At 37.4% G+C, this 17,893-nt stretch carries 18 protein-coding genes; 10 read left to right on the top strand and 8 right to left on the bottom strand.

What is annotated here, in order from left to right; genetic code table 11:
• Positions 1-109 precede the first annotated feature (109 nt).
• Complete coding sequence (locus FFS26_RS12660) at positions 110-1,393, top strand: ectonucleotide pyrophosphatase/phosphodiesterase (protein WP_110008205.1); 1,284 nt, start codon at positions 110-112, stop codon at positions 1,391-1,393.
• A gap of 96 nt (positions 1,394-1,489) precedes the next feature.
• Here FFS26_RS12660 and FFS26_RS12655 read toward each other — a convergent pair whose 3' ends face one another.
• Positions 1,490-2,368 (bottom strand): NAD(P)H-binding protein, encoded by an 879-nt coding sequence (locus FFS26_RS12655; RefSeq protein ID WP_137905181.1) that lies wholly within the window; start codon positions 2,366-2,368, stop codon positions 1,490-1,492.
• Between the two features lie 82 nt (positions 2,369-2,450).
• Here FFS26_RS12655 and FFS26_RS12650 point away from each other — a divergent pair, with 82 nt between their 5' ends.
• The gene (locus tag FFS26_RS12650) at positions 2,451-2,879 is read left to right on the top strand and encodes a winged helix-turn-helix transcriptional regulator (protein ID WP_110008203.1); all 429 of its coding nucleotides are present in this window, start codon (positions 2,451-2,453) and stop codon (positions 2,877-2,879) included.
• A 53-nt stretch (positions 2,880-2,932) separates the two neighbouring features.
• On the opposite strand, the gene FFS26_RS12645 is transcribed toward FFS26_RS12650, so the two are convergent.
• Entirely contained in the window at positions 2,933-3,988 is a 1,056-nt protein-coding gene (locus FFS26_RS12645) for an NAD(P)-dependent alcohol dehydrogenase (RefSeq protein WP_110008202.1), read from the bottom strand.
• 266 nt (positions 3,989-4,254) lie between these two features.
• Here FFS26_RS12645 and FFS26_RS12640 point away from each other — a divergent pair, with 266 nt between their 5' ends.
• The 3 genes from FFS26_RS12640 (at position 4,255) to FFS26_RS22525 (ending at position 7,138) form a co-directional block, all read left to right on the top strand.
• Positions 4,255-5,157 (top strand): helix-turn-helix domain-containing protein, encoded by a 903-nt coding sequence (locus FFS26_RS12640; protein ID WP_137905180.1) that lies wholly within the window; start codon positions 4,255-4,257, stop codon positions 5,155-5,157.
• A 225-nt stretch (positions 5,158-5,382) separates the two neighbouring features.
• Positions 5,383-6,723, top strand: a complete 1,341-nt coding sequence (locus tag FFS26_RS12635) for a carboxylesterase family protein (protein WP_171006305.1) — start codon at positions 5,383-5,385, stop codon at positions 6,721-6,723.
• 247 nt (positions 6,724-6,970) lie between these two features.
• On the top strand, positions 6,971-7,138 hold the full coding sequence (locus tag FFS26_RS22525; protein ID WP_171006304.1) for a hypothetical protein: 168 nt from the start codon (positions 6,971-6,973) through the stop codon (positions 7,136-7,138).
• 60 nt (positions 7,139-7,198) lie between these two features.
• On the opposite strand, the gene FFS26_RS12630 is transcribed toward FFS26_RS22525, so the two are convergent.
• From FFS26_RS12630 to lpxK, 6 genes are all read right to left on the bottom strand, one after another.
• A complete protein-coding gene (locus FFS26_RS12630; protein WP_110008200.1) occupies positions 7,199-8,671 on the bottom strand; it encodes an alpha-amylase in 1,473 nt (490 codons plus the stop codon).
• Positions 8,672-8,715: 44 nt separating this feature from the next.
• A complete protein-coding gene (gene dinB, locus FFS26_RS12625) occupies positions 8,716-9,813 on the bottom strand; it encodes a DNA polymerase IV (protein WP_110008199.1) in 1,098 nt (365 codons plus the stop codon).
• A 189-nt stretch (positions 9,814-10,002) separates the two neighbouring features.
• On the bottom strand, positions 10,003-10,458 hold the full coding sequence (locus FFS26_RS12620) for a GNAT family N-acetyltransferase (protein WP_137905179.1): 456 nt from the start codon (positions 10,456-10,458) through the stop codon (positions 10,003-10,005).
• 81 nt (positions 10,459-10,539) lie between these two features.
• Complete coding sequence (locus tag FFS26_RS12615) at positions 10,540-11,055, bottom strand: TlpA family protein disulfide reductase (protein WP_110008320.1); 516 nt, start codon at positions 11,053-11,055, stop codon at positions 10,540-10,542.
• A gap of 210 nt (positions 11,056-11,265) precedes the next feature.
• Complete coding sequence (locus FFS26_RS12610) at positions 11,266-12,081, bottom strand: purine-nucleoside phosphorylase (RefSeq protein WP_137905178.1); 816 nt, start codon at positions 12,079-12,081, stop codon at positions 11,266-11,268.
• Positions 12,065-13,090 carry a tetraacyldisaccharide 4'-kinase gene (gene lpxK / locus FFS26_RS12605; protein ID WP_110008196.1) on the bottom strand — a complete coding sequence of 342 codons (1,026 nt, stop codon included), beginning with the start codon at positions 13,088-13,090 and terminating at the stop codon, positions 12,065-12,067. Before lpxK ends, FFS26_RS12610 begins: the two co-directional genes overlap by 17 nt.
• Before the next feature lie 108 nt (positions 13,091-13,198).
• Here lpxK and truA point away from each other — a divergent pair, with 108 nt between their 5' ends.
• From truA to FFS26_RS12580, 5 genes are all read left to right on the top strand, one after another.
• Positions 13,199-13,930 (top strand): tRNA pseudouridine(38-40) synthase TruA, encoded by a 732-nt coding sequence (gene truA / locus FFS26_RS12600; protein WP_110008195.1) that lies wholly within the window; start codon positions 13,199-13,201, stop codon positions 13,928-13,930.
• 29 nt (positions 13,931-13,959) lie between these two features.
• On the top strand, positions 13,960-14,301 hold the full coding sequence (locus FFS26_RS12595) for a hypothetical protein (RefSeq protein ID WP_110008194.1): 342 nt from the start codon (positions 13,960-13,962) through the stop codon (positions 14,299-14,301).
• A 69-nt stretch (positions 14,302-14,370) separates the two neighbouring features.
• Positions 14,371-14,958 (top strand): Crp/Fnr family transcriptional regulator, encoded by a 588-nt coding sequence (locus FFS26_RS12590; RefSeq protein ID WP_137905177.1) that lies wholly within the window; start codon positions 14,371-14,373, stop codon positions 14,956-14,958.
• A gap of 86 nt (positions 14,959-15,044) precedes the next feature.
• A complete protein-coding gene (locus FFS26_RS12585; RefSeq protein WP_110008192.1) occupies positions 15,045-15,815 on the top strand; it encodes an alpha/beta hydrolase in 771 nt (256 codons plus the stop codon).
• Between the two features lie 131 nt (positions 15,816-15,946).
• Entirely contained in the window at positions 15,947-17,704 is a 1,758-nt protein-coding gene (locus FFS26_RS12580) for an ABC transporter ATP-binding protein (RefSeq protein ID WP_110008191.1), read from the top strand.
• Positions 17,705-17,893: the final 189 nt, after the last annotated feature.

The following is a 17,893-nucleotide window of genomic DNA, read 5'->3' as shown; positions in this document are numbered from 1 at the left end:
AGCGATTAATTTTGATTCAAACAAAATAAGAGGTTTTAATATACTTTTAATCTCTTAAACTTTTCAGGGAGAAGGATAGGATGTAACTTTGCCGAAAATTTTTAAAATAATGAAGCGAGGAATCCATTTTTTACTGCTGCTCATTTCCTTTACGGCTTTTGCCCAGCAGGCCAATATTGATACTGCCCAGGTTGTAATACCAGGAAGACAAAACAGTACTGAAGCACAGTCGAAACCTTATGTGATTATGATATCAACGGATGGTTTCCGTTATGATTATGCTAAGAAATATAATGCTGAAAATCTTTTAAAACTGGCTAATGGCGGTGTAAAGGCTGAAGCAATGATTCCAAGCTATCCAAGTATTACTTTCCCCAACCACTGGAGTCTTATCACAGGGCTTTATCCTTCCCATCATGGCCTGATTGATAATTTTTTCTATGATTATAAGAGAAAAGAAGGATATGCGATGAGCAATAAGAAAAATGCTGAGGACGGAAGCTGGTATGGAGGAACTCCGCTTTGGGGGCTTGCTGAAAAACAGGGAATGGTGTCGGCCTCTTTAATGTGGGTAGGATCTGCCAGCGATGCAGGAGGGATGAGACCCACTTATTATTATCCATATCACGAAAAGTTCACACCTTCCGAAAAGGTAGAAAAAGTGGTAAACTGGCTGAAACTGCCTGAAGATAAAAGACCTCATTTTATTTCATTGTACTTCCCGGAAGTAGATGGGAGCGGGCATCATTTTGGTCCTGATGCGAAAGAAACGGAAATAGCTGTTCATCTGATAGATCAGGCTATTGGTGATCTTGTTCAGAAAGTAAATGGATTAGGATTGAAAAATGTCAACTTTGTTTTTGTTTCCGATCACGGGATGATTAAAGTAGACGGCGGTACACCTTTGGAAATTCCTGCTCTTCTTTTTGATAAAAACAGATTTGATTTTTATAATTCCCAGACTTTACTAAGAGTCTACGTTAAAAACCCTGATGAGGTAAAAGCAGTTTATAAACAACTGAAAGCCAATAAAACAGACGACTACGAAGTATATCTGGATAAAAAGCTTCCCAGATACCTGCATTTCGCTACAAGGGATGACCAGTACAACAGAATAGGACAGATTCTTCTGATTCCGAAAGCACCAAAGATTTTCCTGGAGAAAGGTAAGAAAACATCTGTTGGAAAACACGGCTATAACCCTAAAGTGGTACCGGAAATGAAAGCTACTTTCTTTGCCTGGGGACCAGAATTTAAAAACAATCTGGTGATTGATGAATTTGCGAACATCAATGTTTATCCTTTGGTGGCTGAGGTTTTAGGATTAAAAATCGATCAGCCTATTGATGGAAAATTAAAAGTTCTAAAAGAAGCCCTGAAAGAGAAGAAATAATTCTTAAGGCTTAAAATATAATAGTAAAAAAACAGTTTCGGCGCACCTTTGGTGCGCCGAAACTAATTTTATTAGTCTTTAAAAAGACAAAAGAAATTAAAATTGAGAAGCAAAATCCTTTGCAAAATCTTCTAATTTAACACTTCCTGTAACCGGAGAACAGTGATCAATAAAATCTTTCTGTACAACACCGGTTCTTATTCCTCTTCCCATTTCAACATATAGCTTGGCCATATCTTCAGGGAGTCCGGCCTGCAGCATTCCGTTTAAAGAATCTTCATCAGAGAACTCTACCCATGGAAGTTCCGGCTTATTAACAGCAGAACCCAAAACTTTAGCAAAATCAGAGGCTTTTCTTATATCGCTTACAATATATCTGATCGTATTGGTATTTCCGTCGTTTACCAGTTCTTTGTCAGCAGCTTTCGCAATATCAGTTGGATGTACAACCGGTACTTCAATACTTGCAGGATAATTTGCTCCAATGATTCCTGCATTTTGAATCAAAGGAATATCATTGAAAAAGTTATTATAAAAGTATCCGGCTCTTAAAAAAGTAAAAGAAGTGTTCTCTGCTTCATTATATATTTTTTCAATATTGTGAAGACCTGCAATCGGGCCGTTTTCTACCGGAGATTCAGCGCCTACACTGCTTAACATTACAGCTCTTTTTACATTAGCTTTTTTTAAAGCTTCCGCATAATTTTTCCCTGCATTGGTAGTATTTTCTACAATTTTATCAGGGCTGATAGCCGGAGGAGTCATTACAAAAACCGCATCAGCCCCTTCAAAAGTCTGAGTTAAAAAGTTAACATCTGTGATAGATCCTATGGCTGGCGTGGCACCCATCGATTCAATATCCTGTTTTCTTGCCTCGCTGCTGCTTACTACTGTAATATCGTGCCCTTCTGCAATTAACTGTTGGGCTAATGGCTTAGCTACATTTCCTAGTGATCCTGTGATTACAATTTTCATATGTGAATATTTTTTTATTTCTGAGAACAAAGTTATATTTGTACTTACTTTTATACAAGTACTTACCCTAAAGTATGTAATTATGACAGCCATCAAAGAAAGTTCAACTATCCAGGAAAACAGAAAGACGGTACAGGATTGTCCTGTAATGTATGTTATGGAAAGGATCGGTGGATTCTGGAAACCTATTATCCTGTTCAATCTTTCCACAGGAGAAAAAAGATACAGTGAATTGAAAAAAGCAATTCCGGCCGTAACAGAAAAAATGCTCATCCAGCATTTGAAACAGCTTGAAACCGACGGACTCATTATCAGAACAGCAAAACCTGTAGTACCGCCTCATGTGACGTATAAACTAAGTGACGCAGGGAATGAACTGGCCCCCGTGATTGATGCCATGGCAGCCTGGGCATTTCAGGATATGGAAAGAAATGATAATAAATGTGCTGAAGGAAACAGATATATAACGAATCAGGATCAGAATGCTTTCAGCCAGAATCTTAAAAAATAAAAACAGGCTCTTCAATCCGAAGAGCCTGTTTCTGTTACTATTCTATCAAAGAATTATAAAGACTGCATATCAATCACGAAACGGTATTTTACATCGCTTTTAAGCATTCTTTCATATGCATTGTTGATATCCTGCATTTTAATCAGCTCGATATCAGATACGATATTATGTTTTCCACAGAAATCTAACAGTTCCTGGGTTTCTGCAATACCTCCGATCAAAGATCCTGCTACAGAACGGCGTTGGAAGATCATAGGTCTTGTACTTACCTGCGTTTCCTGGAATTCACCAACGAATCCTACAAGAACCAGAGTTCCATTCAGAGAAAGAGTCTGCATATAAGGATTGATGTCATGTTCGTAAGGTACCGTATCGATGATAAGGTCAAATTTACCTTTTACAGCATCCATTTGGGAATCATCCGTAGAGATTACTACGTGATCTGCTCCAAGCTGTTTCGCATCATCCGTTTTTCCCGGAGTTCTTGAGAATAAAGTAACTTCTGCTCCCAGTCCTTTTGCTAGTTTAATAGCCATATGACCTAAACCGCCTAATCCTACAACGGCTACTTTTGAACCCGGACCAGCGTTCCAGTGTCTTAACGGTGACCATGTGGTAATCCCTGCGCACAGAAGGGGTGCTACTGCTGCCAGATCTAAGTTTTCAGGAACACTTAAAACAAAATGTTCATCAACAACTACTTTTTGAGAATATCCTCCAAAAGTATGACCTCCAAGATGCTTATCTTTTCCGTTATAAGTCCCTGTAAATCCATTCTGGCAGTATTGCTCCAGATCGTGCTGACAACTGTCGCAATGTCCGCATGAATCCACCATGCATCCTACTGCTGCCAGATCTCCCGCTTTAAATTTGGAAACCTCACTTCCTACTTTGGTAATTCTTCCTACAATTTCATGCCCCGGAACTACAGGATATAAAGATCCGCCCCAGTCGTTTCTGGCTGTATGAAGGTCAGAGTGGCATACCCCGCAGTATAGAATTTCAATTTCTACATCTTTTGAGGTGACTTCTCTTCTTTCAATATTCATTTCTTTCAGATCTGCCGTGGTAGACTCTGCACCATAAGCTTTTACTGTGATTGTACTCATTTTTATATTTAGTTTATTTAGGGTTATAAATGTTATAAATTATGATATTCAATATGAACCTATGCTGTTCCTTAAGAGAACTAATCCGGAAAAGCTTTTCCCTTTTTGAGGAATGTCCGTATTAAAACTTTCTATAACGATACAAAAGTCGAAACTTTCCTGTAAACAAAACTTATACAGATTACCGAATTACTTACCAATTTTACTGGCACCATTTCAGTTACAAATGAAAGTGGTAATTTTGAATAGTAATAAAAATGTACTTCATGGAAAATCAGAAGGTTGAAATTTACAACAGTGTTTCGGAATACAATAAAATGGCCAATCATGAAACCCTGCATCCGCTGGTGAGTATTATTGATTTTTCCAAATCTGATCCTATCTGCCAGCACCAAAGAAAATTCGGGTTTTATACCGTTTTTCTGAAAGATGTAATGTGCGGAGATATGCAGTATGGGAAACACAGCTACGATTATCAGGAAGGAACTTTAGTTTTTATTGCTCCCGGACAGACGTATGGAATTTATAATAATGACAGATTTATCCAGCCCGCAGGTTTTGCCCTTATTTTTCATCCGGATTTAATTAAAGGAACCAACTTAGGGAAGAATATGAAAGACTATTCCTTCTTCTCTTATGATGTGCATGAAGCGCTTCATCTCTCAGAAAAAGAAAGGGAAGTAGTGCTGGATTGCTTTAAAAATATTAAACTGGAGCTGGAACAAGCTATTGATAAGCATAGTAAATCTTTAATTGTTAATAATATTGAACTCTTTCTGAACTACTGCATGCGTTTTTATGACCGCCAGTTTATTACAAGAGATCACATCAACCAGGGAGTCATCGGGAAATTTGAAAATCTGGTGGATGATTATTTAAAATCTGAAAATCCCAAAAATATAGGTTTTCCAATGGTCAATTATTTTGCAGAAAAGCTGAATTTATCTGCCAATTATTTCGGAGATCTGATCAAAAAAGAACTGGGAATTTCAGCTCAGGAGTTTATCCACAATAAACTGATTGATATAGCCAAAGAACAGATTCTGGATCAGACAAAAACAATAAGTGAAATTTCTTATGATTTAGGATTTAAATATCCACAGCATTTTACAAGACTTTTTAAAACCAAAGTAGGGATTTCTCCCAGCGAATATAAAATCCTGAACTAGTCTTTTAACACTAATAACACTAATTTTTTCACGAATAACACAATAATTGTTTGTGAATATTTGTGCCTGCATTTGTGGAATTTGTGTTTAGATTTTTTCAACACGAATAACACTAATTTTTTTCACAAATAACACAATGATGGTTTGTGAATATTTGTGCCTGCATTTGTGATATTTGCGTTTAAATAATTAAATTTAAAGAGAAAAGTTTTCACATTTGTAAAGATGACACCCAATCAGCAGAATACCACTATTTTCGAGACTCGTTTCGGAAAAATTTTAGCCTTAAAAGAAAATGGAATTATCAGAGCCAGAAGTATCCGTTATGCCCATTCTGAAAGATTTAAAAAACCAGTCGCTGTAGAAACCTCTCTATCTTCAATCATTATTTCTCCGGAAAAAACTCCGGTGTGCCCGCAGGCTTTAAGTCCGCTTGTAGAAAAAATGATCGGAGCGACACCTGTTGAAAGTTTTGGAGCAGATGAATCTACCCAATACCTTTCCATAACCCGGCCTGAAACAATTTCTAAAAATGAAAAACTTCCTGTGGTGGTCTGGATCCATGGAGGCTCTCATGAAATAGGCTGTGGAGATCTGGCTACAGCCGATCCCGCCGAATGGGTAAAAGAACAGCATATTATCGTTGTGAGTGTTTCATATCGTCTGGGATTATTTGGATTTTTAGGGGGAGATGAAAAAAGACCTGCCAATTTAGGACTGTTGGATATCATCGAAGCACTAAAGTGGATCAAAAACAATATAGCTGATCTGGGAGGCGATGAAAATAATATTACCCTTCTCGGACAGTCTTCAGGAGGCGATGCTATTGCCCATTTAATGATATCAGAAGGTGTGGAGGGCTTATTCCAGCGTGTGATTATTCAGAGTGCTCCCCTGGGATTACGCCATAAAAGACAAAAAATGTCGGCAGAATTTCTGAAAAAAACAGAAATATTGAAAGATGAAACCGATGTTTTAAAAATGATGGACGAATATAAAGTATTGGTACCCTCTGTAATAAAATATGGTTTGAAAGCAGCAATGCCTTTTGGTACTCAATACGGACATTTTCCTTTGTGTAAAGAAGACGAATCTGTGAAAATGTGGAAAAAAAACGCTCAGAAATATGATGTTCTGATTGGCTTAAATAATGATGAAACTGCTTTTTATCTTAAAACTTCAGAGGCCTTGAATAAATACTTCGGAAAAGGATTGGGTTTAAAACTCATGGATAAAACAGTTGAAAAAACGACTGCGCTTATCTACGGAAATCCGGCAAGACAGTTTGCGAGGAACCTGGCTGAAGCCGGTGGAAATGTCTATCTCTTCAGGATTTATTCAAAATTGAAAGATAATCACATTGGAGCACCACATTGTATAGATCTCCCATTGATTTTTGGTAACGAGGCAGCCTGGAAATCTTCCGAACTGCTGAAAGATATTCCCTGGAGCCGTATTCATGAAAATGGTGTAAAATTACGGGCACTTTGGGCAGAATTTGCCAGAACCGGAAAAATAGCTGACACCTCAGAAAGACCGGAAATCCTGGAACTGCGAAAGATGTAATAATAAATCCAACTTTAGGAAATCTCTAATCTTAACCGAAATCCAACTGAAGATGTAAACATTCCCATCCTTTGGAGGGGTGGCAAAAATTCGAAAAATTTTTGACGGGGTGGCTCATCATATTCTCAATATTTATCTTTAATAATGAAAATTGTATATACTAAATCAGGTAGTTAGTATTAAATGTTTATTCATAATTATAATTTTTAATGTATATTTATTATCTAAACCATAAAAAATAATAATTATGAAAACAAACAGAGACTTCAAAGTAAGAAAACTGAACCGTCAGGAATTAAAGAGTTTAAAAGCCGGAGATATCAACAGAGACAGAGTATGCTGTACTTCCAACGAAGAAGGGTATTGTTGTGAATGGGCTATAGATGTTTGGAATTGCAGATATATTTACTGCTAAATCTTAAAGACCCTTGTCAAGGTTCCAAACCTTGACAAGGGGTTTCTGGTTAAATTAATTTCATTCAGGAATCCAAACACTCACATTTCCTGCGGGAACAGGGAAATTTCCCCATCCGTTTTCATCAATAATTACTTTTTCTTCGAATCTTTTCAGCAGGTCTTTAAACTTTTTTCCGGCATAAAGTTTTCCTACTTCCATAGGCTTATTGTAGGCATCTTTATTACTTAAAACGACTGCACATCCACTATGTTTTTCATCTCCTGTACGAACCCATCCAAGACAGTTGGCATCCTCAAAATAATCATGCTGCTCACCATAGGCGTGTTCTTTTCTGGCTTTTAATAATTCTTCAATTCCATCAATTTTAGGCATGAATATTTCCTGATCGTTGCCCTCTCTGTCCTTATCCGTATAATGAGCACCATAAAGATCAGGATAGAAAACACATGGATAACCGTCTTTTCTCAATAAAATAAGAGCATAGGCAAGTGGCTTGAACCATGGCTCTACAGGAGCTTCAAGATCCTGTAAAGGCTGTGTATCATGATTGGCTACCAAACTTACCGAATGTAGGGGATCTGCCTGGGTAAGGGTTTCATCAAAAATTCTTCGGAGATCATAAGAATCACCTTCTCTGGAAGCTGTATGAAAGTTATTTTGCAAAGAACTGTCGAAAAGACTCATGCAGCCTTCCGTCACTTCAATATACTTTTGAAGTAAATGAAGATATCCCGGAGCCCAGTATTCGCCTACAGCAAAAATGTTTTTCCCGGAATTGGAGCGGAGCAGAGTGAGCCATTCTTTATAGAAATCAAATGAAATGTGCTTTAAAGCATCCAGTCTCACGCCGTCAAAATCTGTCTGGTCAAAATACCACTTTGCCCAATGGTTGAGTTCTTCCCGTACAAAAGGATTCCGGTGTTCGATGTCATTATACATCAGGTAATCATAATTTCCTTTTTCATCATCAATCATTTCCTCCCAGTCATTTCCATATTCGGATTGGATTTTAAAGATATGAGAGTCCATACCCTCGGCATAATCTACACCGCTGAAGCAGGTGAAGTTCCATTCAAAATCAGAATATTTTTTTCCTCTTCCGGGAAAGGTAAATTTAGTATAAGATTCTATTTCGATGACATCGGAAATCACTTTTTCCCTGTTTTCCTCATCTACTTTTACGACTTTAAATTTTTCAAGCTCATCACCTCCGGCTTTATGTCCCAGAACAATATCTACAATGACTTGTATATTTTGTTTCTTTAAGGCTTTGATAGCTTTTATATAATCGTTTTTAGTGCCGTATTTGGTAGGAATAGTTCCCTTCTGGTCAAATTCTCCGAGATCATACAGATCATAGGCATCATAACCAATCGAGTAACCGCCATTTGTTCCTTTATAGGCTGGAGGGAACCATACAGAAGTAATTCCAAGTTTTGCCAGATATTTTGCCTGTTTTTCGGCTTCTTTCCACAACTTTCCGTCTCCTTCAGAATACCAGTGAAAAAACTGAATCATGGTTGGGTTCATAAATTTGCTGATTTGATTGATACAAGATAGTAAAAAAATATGATCTATTCATTTTCAAATTCCTCAAACGGGATTTTTAGTTGAACGGAAACCTGTTTCTTTTCTTCCGTATTCAGTTGGGAAAGAGACAATCCGAGCAGCCGGACAGCTTTATCAAACGGCCGGAGTTCCCATAGTTTTTTTCCGGTGTTGTAGTACTGTTCCGGCGAAGAGAAATAATCCTCTTTCGTAATGCTTCTTGTAAAAAGAGAGAAATCTTTATATTTTATTTTTAATGTTAAAGTTCTTCCGAGAATATTATTTTTCTGTAATCTCTGATGAATTTCTTCAGCCAGGCTTTCCAGCTTTTCATTGATCTGCTGCTCGTCAAGAAGATCTTCAAAAAAAGTTCTTTCCACGGCTACGCTTTTCTGAATCCGGTGAGGCTTCACTTCGGATGTATGAATTCCGCGAACCACATTATAATAATGCTGGCCGGATTTTCCAAAAAGCCTTATCAGATCTTCTAGTGATCTCTTTTTTAAATCTTTTCCTTTATAAATTCCTAAACTAAACATTTTGTTAGCCGTAACCTTTCCAACCCCATAAAATTTTTCTACGGGCAATTCTTCCAGGAATTGTTCCATTTTATCAGGATGAATGGTTTTCTGGCCATTAGGTTTATTGATGTCAGAAGCAACTTTAGCCAGAAACTTATTCACTGAAATTCCTGCAGAAGCTGTTAATCCGGTCTGTTCAAAAATTTTCTGGCGGATTTCTTTGGCGATGAGGTTGGCAGATTCCATTCCTTTTTTATTTTCGGTGACATCCAGATAAGCTTCATCCAGAGACAGAGGTTCTACCAGATCCGTATATTCATAGAAAATTTCCCGGATCTTTTTCGAGATTTCTTTGTATCGGGCAAAGCGGGGAGGAACAAAAATAAGCTGCGGACATTTTTCTTTGGCTGTTTTACTGGGCATGGCAGATCGGACACCAAATTTTCTGGCTTCATAGCTTGCTGCTGCCACTACACCACGGTGTTGTCCTCCTACGGCGATGGGCTTGCCTTTCAGTGTGGGATTATCATGTTGCTCCACAGAAGCATAGAATGCATCCATATCCACATGAATAATTTTACGAAGAGGCAAAGAAAAATCCATATACAAAGATATGGATTCCTTTATTGACGGTAAATTTTTTATATGATGGAAGTGTGAAGCGGGAGGCTGGAAGTTAATAAGGACGATATAGAAATTGATGACCTGTTTATTGAAAATTAATTAAAAAAAATCACAGGCTATTCTTAGTGCATAGACTACTTCCAGCTTCAATCTTCCAGCTTCCTGCATTTACTTCTTCAGTCTCATGGTGAGAAGATGAGGTTCAAATCCTGCTTTTTCATACGCTTTTATGGCAGATTCATTCTGAGCATATACGTCCAGCCTTACCTCAGTCATTCCCCTTGATTTTGACCAGGAAATGAGTTCATCGGTAATCACTTTATTGATTCCTTTTCCCCTGTGCTCAGGTTTTACGTACATAAAGCCCAGATAAGCATATTCTTTAAACTGATAATAATCTTTCTCTGCTTTTTTGATCAGGGCATATCCTGAAGCAATAATTTCATTATCCTCTTCAGCAACAATTACGGTTGCTTGCGGAGATTGTATTAAATGTTTCAAATCATAATAATGAATCTCTCCTTCAATCAATGTACTGTTGAAAGGTCTTTCGGCAGTAACAACTCCCTGTTCAAATTTTAAAAGGATTTCTAAATCCTTTTCTGTGGCTTCTCTTGTGATCATGGTGTTATATAAATAAAATTTTAAAACTCATTGAAAATTAAAATTTCCAATGAGTTTTTATGTTGTTAAAGTTAAGGATAACTATTGTAAAAGTTTGTCGATGGTTTGTTGAAGTTCAGGATCTTCAGGAGATATTGCATAATATTTTGCAATGGAAGACTTCTGATCAATCACCATATATCTCGGGATCCAGTTAAGGTCTACATAATTATTGAAATCATTTTTCCAGCCTGTGGAAAACCAATAATTTTCTTTGTCTTTCATATCAAATCTTTCCATACTTTTTTCAAACCCTTCTTTTGAACGGTCTAATGACAGGAATACAAAATCAATATTCTTATTATGTTCTTCTAATTCCTTCGCTTTTGGCAGCGCATTTAAGCAGTCTCTGCACCATCCTGCCCAAAAATCAATGACCAAAACTTTCCCTTTATGCTGATCCAGAATCTGTTGTATGGTAACGGTTTTCCCTTCTTCATCTTCCAGCTTCTGCTGTAAAGCTTCTTTTGAAAATCCTGTTTTAAGGACAGCAGGTGCTTTTTGTGAATAACTTATCCCAAAAATACCCATCATAAAAATTAATATCAGCTTTTTCATTTCGTACAATTTCATGGGTACAAATCTAAACAATGAATTGGAATCTGAAACTGATTTCCGGTGAATTAGGAAAAATTTATAATATTGATGGATTCTATGGAATAGGAGAGTGAGAGTGTGAAAACCACCCCCGTCAAAAATTCTTTGAGTTTTTGCTACCCCTCCAGAGGATGGGAATATTACGTCTTCAGTTGCAGTATTAGGTTATTTTTACTGATAGTTTTTAATCAGGCCTTTGACAACGGCAATTACATTGGGCATAGCTTTGTTGGCTGCATTTAAAACTTCTTCGTGGGAAACGGCAAAAGCGACATCCGGTCCGCCAAGGTCTGTGATCACGGAAATACAGAAAACATCCATTCCCATATGTCTGGCAACTATAACTTCGGGAACGGTGCTCATTCCTACCATATCCCCACCAATAGCTTTAATCATGCCATATTCGGCCGGGGTTTCAAAGGTTGGTCCTTGTAGTGCCACATAAACTCCCTGATGAATTTTAATATGATGATCTGCAGCTGCCTGTTCCGCTGTGGCAATCATTTTTTTGTTATAAGGTTCGCTCATATCTACAAAACGAGGTCCGAGCTCATCTATATTTTTTCCTCGTAAAGGATGCTCGGGCATCATGTTGATATGATCTTTCAGAATAACGATGTCTGCAACATTGTAAGCCGGGTTTACACCACCGCAGGCATTGGAAAGAATAAGATTTTGAATACCCAGCAGATTGAAAACTCTCACCGGGAATGTTACGGTTTCCATCGAATGTCCTTCATAATAATGGAAACGTCCGCTCATCATCAGTACTTTTTTTCCTTCCAGAATTCCGTAAATCAGTTTTCCGGTATGTCCGGCCACTGTAGTTTGCGGAAAATGAGGAATATCTTTGTACTCTAAAACATGGATCTGTTCTACTTCATTCTGTAATTTTCCCAGTCCGGATCCTAAAACCACTGCAAAATCAGGGGTTCCCTGAATGATATTTTTAATGAAATCTGCAGTTTCTTTAATTTTTTCTAACATAATCTAAGATGATTTGATTGAATTCTTCTTTCTTATCAATCAGTACATTGATAGGCCAGTAGTAAACAATTTCTCTAAGATAGTCAAAAGTTTTCAGACGCACATAGTCTTTTTCTGTGGTTAATATCAGTTTATATTCTCCTAATTTTTTATACTCGGCAAGGATTTTTTTAATATCATCATCCGTGAAATTATGATGATCTCTGAATTTTAAATGTTTTACCCTTTTTGAGAATTTTGCCAGATGTTCCAGAAGCGGTTTAGGGTTCGCAATTCCGGTGATCAGCAAAATATCATAATAATTCAGGTTGTTATCCGGAAGCATTTTGTCTTTTCCGTAGACATTTTCGTCATAACCGATGGATGAAAAAAATACTTTCTGTCCGTAAGAAGGTCGTATTCTTGAAATATAATACCTTTTTGTTTCCTCTGTCAGTTCATCAGGACATTTGCTGACCATGATGATGTCAGCCCTTTTATATCCGGCTCTTGATTCTCTCAGATCCCCCGCAGGAAGAAGATAATCCTTGAAAAAAGGATCACTGAAATCGGTCATCAGAATATTGAATCCGGCTTTGATGGCTCTGTGCTGCATGGCATCATCCAGTACAAGAACTTCAAGGTCCATATCATCGATCACCTTTTTGGCACCGGGAACACGTTCTTCGGAAACAGCAATGACAAAACGGTTTTTAAAACGCTCAAAAAGCTGCATCGCTTCATCACCCACCATTTTGTAGTTGCTGTCGTAATTGGTTACTTCATAGCCTTTTGTAAGCCTTCCGTAACCCCGTGAAAGCACTCCGGTTCTGTAATGTTTGGACAGGAACTGAGCAAGATACATCACCATTGGTGACTTTCCGCTTCCGCCCACAGAAAGATTCCCGACATTGATTATCGGTGTTTTGAATTTCGTCGACTTAAAAACTCCCAGATCATACATTGTGTTCCGGATACCCGTTACCAAATGATAACCAAGGGAAAAAGGATAAAGGTACCATCTTTTCATACGATTGCAAAAATAGGAATTTTCATAAGCATTGATGTAATATTCTCGAAGACTTTTCAACAAATATTTCGTTAAATTAAAGTATTTTTGTGGAGTTATTACAATACATTGAGATACTTTATTGAATTTTCTTACAACGGAAAGAATTATTTCGGCTACCAGATACAGCCGGATGCTATTTCTGTACAGGAAGAACTGGAAAAAGCGCTGTCTACCATTTTGCGCGAAGAGATTAAAACAACAGGAGCAGGAAGAACCGATACAGGCGTTCATGCCAAAAAAATATTTGCCCATTTTGATACGGAAAAAGAGTTGGATGATCAGCTTACAAGAAGGCTGAACAGTTTTCTTCCGCCCGATATTTCCATTAAAAGAATTTTTCCGGTAAAAGACGATTTTCATGCCCGTTTTGATGCGACGTACAGAACCTACGAATATTATATTTCCCTGGAAAAAAATCCCTTCACTCAGGAATCTGCATGGCAGCACTGGAAAAGATCACTGGATATTAATGCCATGAATGAAGCCTGTAAAATTCTTTTTGAATATGAAGATTTCACCAGTTTTGCCAAATTAAAAACCGACAACAAAACCAATATCTGTAAAATCTACAAAGCAGTATGGGAGCAGAACGGTTCAGAGCTGAAGTTCACGGTTTCTGCCAATCGTTTTTTAAGAAATATGGTTCGCGCGATTGTCGGAACGATGGTAGAAATAGGAACCGGAAAACTGAAGCCTGAAGATCTCCGTAAAGTGATTGAAGACAAAAACCGTAACGCTGCGGGAACTTCAGCTCCGGGACACGGGCTGTATCTTGTAGACGTGGGATATGAATTTTAAATAAAAACTTAAAAAACAAAATAATAATCATGTTATCAATTTTTATTCTTATCGGCGCTTACCGGTATTATGCACAATTAGCAGAAAGGTTTGGAAAAACAAAGTGGCAGTATGGTGTTCTGGCTATCGGTATTTATCTGGGGACCCAGCTTTTGTTAGGCTTCGGTTATGGTATGTATATGGGATTAACAGATCCTGAATCCGCAGAAAATGTCAATTATACAGGATTTTCAGCAGTGAATATCGTTGGCTGGTTAATCTCTATTGTTGCGGTTTGGGGAGTTTATAAATTCCTTGAAAATAAATTTATAAAAGAAAGACCGGCAAAGACCATCGAAATCGAGGAGATTGGGAAGACTATTGATCAGTAAGATTTCTTTTTTTAGTATCGGAAATTAAGATTATTTTTAAATACTGTAAGAAATACTAAAAAAATAGCCATGACTGAAATTGATAAATTAGCCTTCGCATTATATCATTTTGCGGGACTTTCAGAAGAAGATTTCAGACTGTCTGAAAATTTTTGGTTTCCAAAAGAATATAAAAAAGGAGAATTTTATAATCTTCAGGGAAACGTCTGTTCTTATTTAGGATTTATTGTCGATGGAGTTTTTCGTTCTTATGTCATCAATGGAGATACGGGTGAAGAAAAGAATGTTTTTCTTTATTCGGCCAATGGTTTTGTAGTTTCTTTTAAAAGTTTTCTCAATCAGATCCCATGTGATTATTTTACACAGGCCCTTACGAATGCATCTATTATTTTTATCCGGCATGCAGATCTTATTTCTCTTTACCAGCAGTCGCATCAATGGGAAAAATTTGGGAGACTTCTGGCACAGGCAGCATTTAACGTTACCATGACAAGGGTAGAAGGATTTTTATTAAAGTCTCCGGAAGAACGTTATCTGGATCTGATGAAAGAGCATCCGGATATTTTCAGTAATGTTCCGCTGTATCATATTTCTTCTTATCTAGGGATTCAGGGGCCTTCTCTGAGCAGGATAAGAAAAAAAATTTCAGGCAAATAGTACGATTTTAACCTGGGTTAAAGTTTTCGTCATTTTATCTGCAGAAATTTGTTTCATCAATTTAACAAAACAAAAAAGTGAAAATTATGAAAACAAAAACGATCGTATTCATTCATGGGTTATTTGTGAATAATACAAGCTGGAAAGAATGGAAAACTTATTTTGAAGCGCAGGGATATACTGTACATACACCCTCAAATCCGGGACATGGAGGGGATCCCGTATACTTAAAAAATAATATTCCCGGAGAATTAAGACATGTCGGTTTTGACGATACCGTGGACAATCTTGTGAAACTGATTGACAGTCTTCCCGAAAAGCCTATTGTTATCGGACATTCTTTTGGAGGACTTATGGTTCAGAAGCTGATTGACATGGGAAAAGCAGTAGCTGGTATAAGTATTGACGGTGCTCCTCCGAAAAATATCATGGCTCCTTTTTCTACCATTAAAATTGTTTGGCCTGTAGTGAATTTCTTCAAAGGAAACAGTCCATATATGGGAAAAAAAGAATGGTATCACAAAGCTTTTTTCAATAATTATTCAAAGAAAGAAAGTGACAGGCTTTACGAGACAGTAGCAGTTCCTGAAAGCAGAAAATTGGCAAAAGATCCTTTGTTTAAAGCTTCTGCAAAATTAGATTTAAAGAAACCCCATCAACCGCTGCTGTTCATTGCAGGCTCTAATGATCATATTTTCCCGGCAGCATTTTCAAAGAAAATAGCAGGGGCTTACAAAGATCCGGGAAGCATTGTAGATTTTAAAGAGTTTGCAGGGAGAAGTCATTTCATCTGTGGAGAGAAAAATTGGGAAGAAGTAGCAGAATATGTTTTAGGCTGGATACAAAAGAATACTTAATCTATTCATATTGTAAATGGTAAGTATCTGATATTTTCTATGACGATTTGCAAAAGTTGTAAAGGCAGTCCGGTTATAATGTCTTATTTTTGCATAGAATTTTATTTTAATTCTTTCTTTCGATTCGTACAATGAAAAAACAAGATACCTGGGGAATTATAAAGAGGCTGTTCTTTATCGGAATGAAATTTCGTTCTTGGTTCATCCTTACCCTTATCATTTCCATATTCCTTTCCATCGTTTCCACCTACAGGCCTTATCTTACCATGCAGGTGGTGGATAATGACATTACAAAGCTGCATGATAAAGCTTTGATGATGAAACACATCTACATCCTTGTGGGATTGGTGTTTGCTGAAACGATATTAAACTTTTTCCTGGTTTATTTTTCAAATTTTATCTCACAGAATGTGATCAGGGATATCAGAGAGCGATTATATGCTAAACTGATCTATTTCAAAACTTCATTTTTTGATAAAACACCCATCGGACAGCTGGTAACGCGGGCTGTAGGAGATGTGGAAACCATTGCGACCGTATATACAGATGGTTTCCTGATGGTATTTGGAGATATCCTGAGAATTCTGTTTGTATTGGTGATGATGTTCAGTACCAATGTTCACCTCAGTTATATTACACTGGCCATCTTACCTTTGATGGTAGTCATTACAAGATTCTTCCAGAAAAGGCTGAAAAAAGCTTTCGGGGATGAGAGAAACTGGACAGCCAATCAAAACTCTTTTGTTCAGGAAAGACTGGCAGGAATGTCTATTATTCAGGTATTCAACAGACAGGAATCTGAGTTTAAGAAATTTGATGATATCAATATTACCCTGAAAGGAGCATTGCTGAGAACCGTATTTATTTTCTCACTGTTCTTCCCTGTGGTGGAACTTATTTCTTCATTATTCATAGGATTTATTCTTTTCTATGGAGGATATATTACCATCAGTGCCGGAGTCGTGATTGCATTTATCCAGTATATTTCAATGCTGATCCGTCCTTTGAGACAGATTGCTGACCGTTTTAACAATATCCAGCGAGGAATTGTAGGAGCAGAAAGAGTGCTGGGATTAATGGATGAAGAAAACTCGATGCCGAATAACGGAACCGTGAAGAAAGATCATTTTGCAGGAAAAATTGAATTCCGGAAAGTACACTTTGCTTATGATGAAAAGCAGGAAGTACTGAAAGGAATTGACTTTAAAGTAAATCCGGGAGAAACGGTAGCCATCGTTGGGGCAACAGGTGCCGGAAAGTCTACCATTATCAGTCTGATTACAAGACTCTATGATATCAATTCCGGAAATATCCTCATTGATGATGTGGATTTAAAAGATTACGAGCTTTATAATCTTAGAAGTCATATCGGCGTGGTGCTGCAGGATGTATTCCTTTTCCACGGAAGTATTTTTGAAAACCTTGCCTTCGGGGATGATAGTATCACACTGGAAAAAATAAAAGCGGGAGCGAGAGAAATTGAGGTAGATCAGTTTATTGAACAGCTTCCTGGCGGATACGATTATGTAGTGAGTGAGAGAGGTTCTTCAATTTCTTTAGGTCAGAGACAGTTACTGTCTTTCCTGAGAGCTTATTTATCAGATCCGAAAATTTTAATTCTGGATGAAGCTACCTCTTCCATTGATCATGAAAGTGAAAAGCTGATTCAGAGAGCTACAGAGAAAATTACGAAAAACAGGACCTCCATTATTATTGCCCACAGACTTTCCACCATTGAGAAAGCAGACAAGATTATTGTGATGGAGCATGGTAAAATCGTAGAAGAAGGAAAGCATCTTGAACTTCTGGATAAGAACGGATATTATGCCACGCTTTACAAAGCTCAGCTTCGACATGAAGTGGAAATGGAAGAAAAAAAAGAATCATAATCGGGAAGAAATTTTCTTTTGAATGAGATAAACAAAAAAGAGAGTCAGCAATGACTCTCTTTTTTATTTTATAATTTGTCTCGTCCTGAAATAGCGATACACAAAAAAGAATCGTTATGGCAGAAACATTAACATCCACGTACATTAAACGTACACAGAAGGATTACAGTTTAAGTTTAAAACTTCAAA

This window comes from Chryseobacterium sp. 2VB (assembly GCF_005503635.1).
Classification (GTDB): Bacteria; Bacteroidota; Bacteroidia; order Flavobacteriales; family Weeksellaceae; genus Chryseobacterium; species Chryseobacterium cupriresistens.
This window is presented reverse-complemented; position numbering and strand designations above follow the sequence as displayed.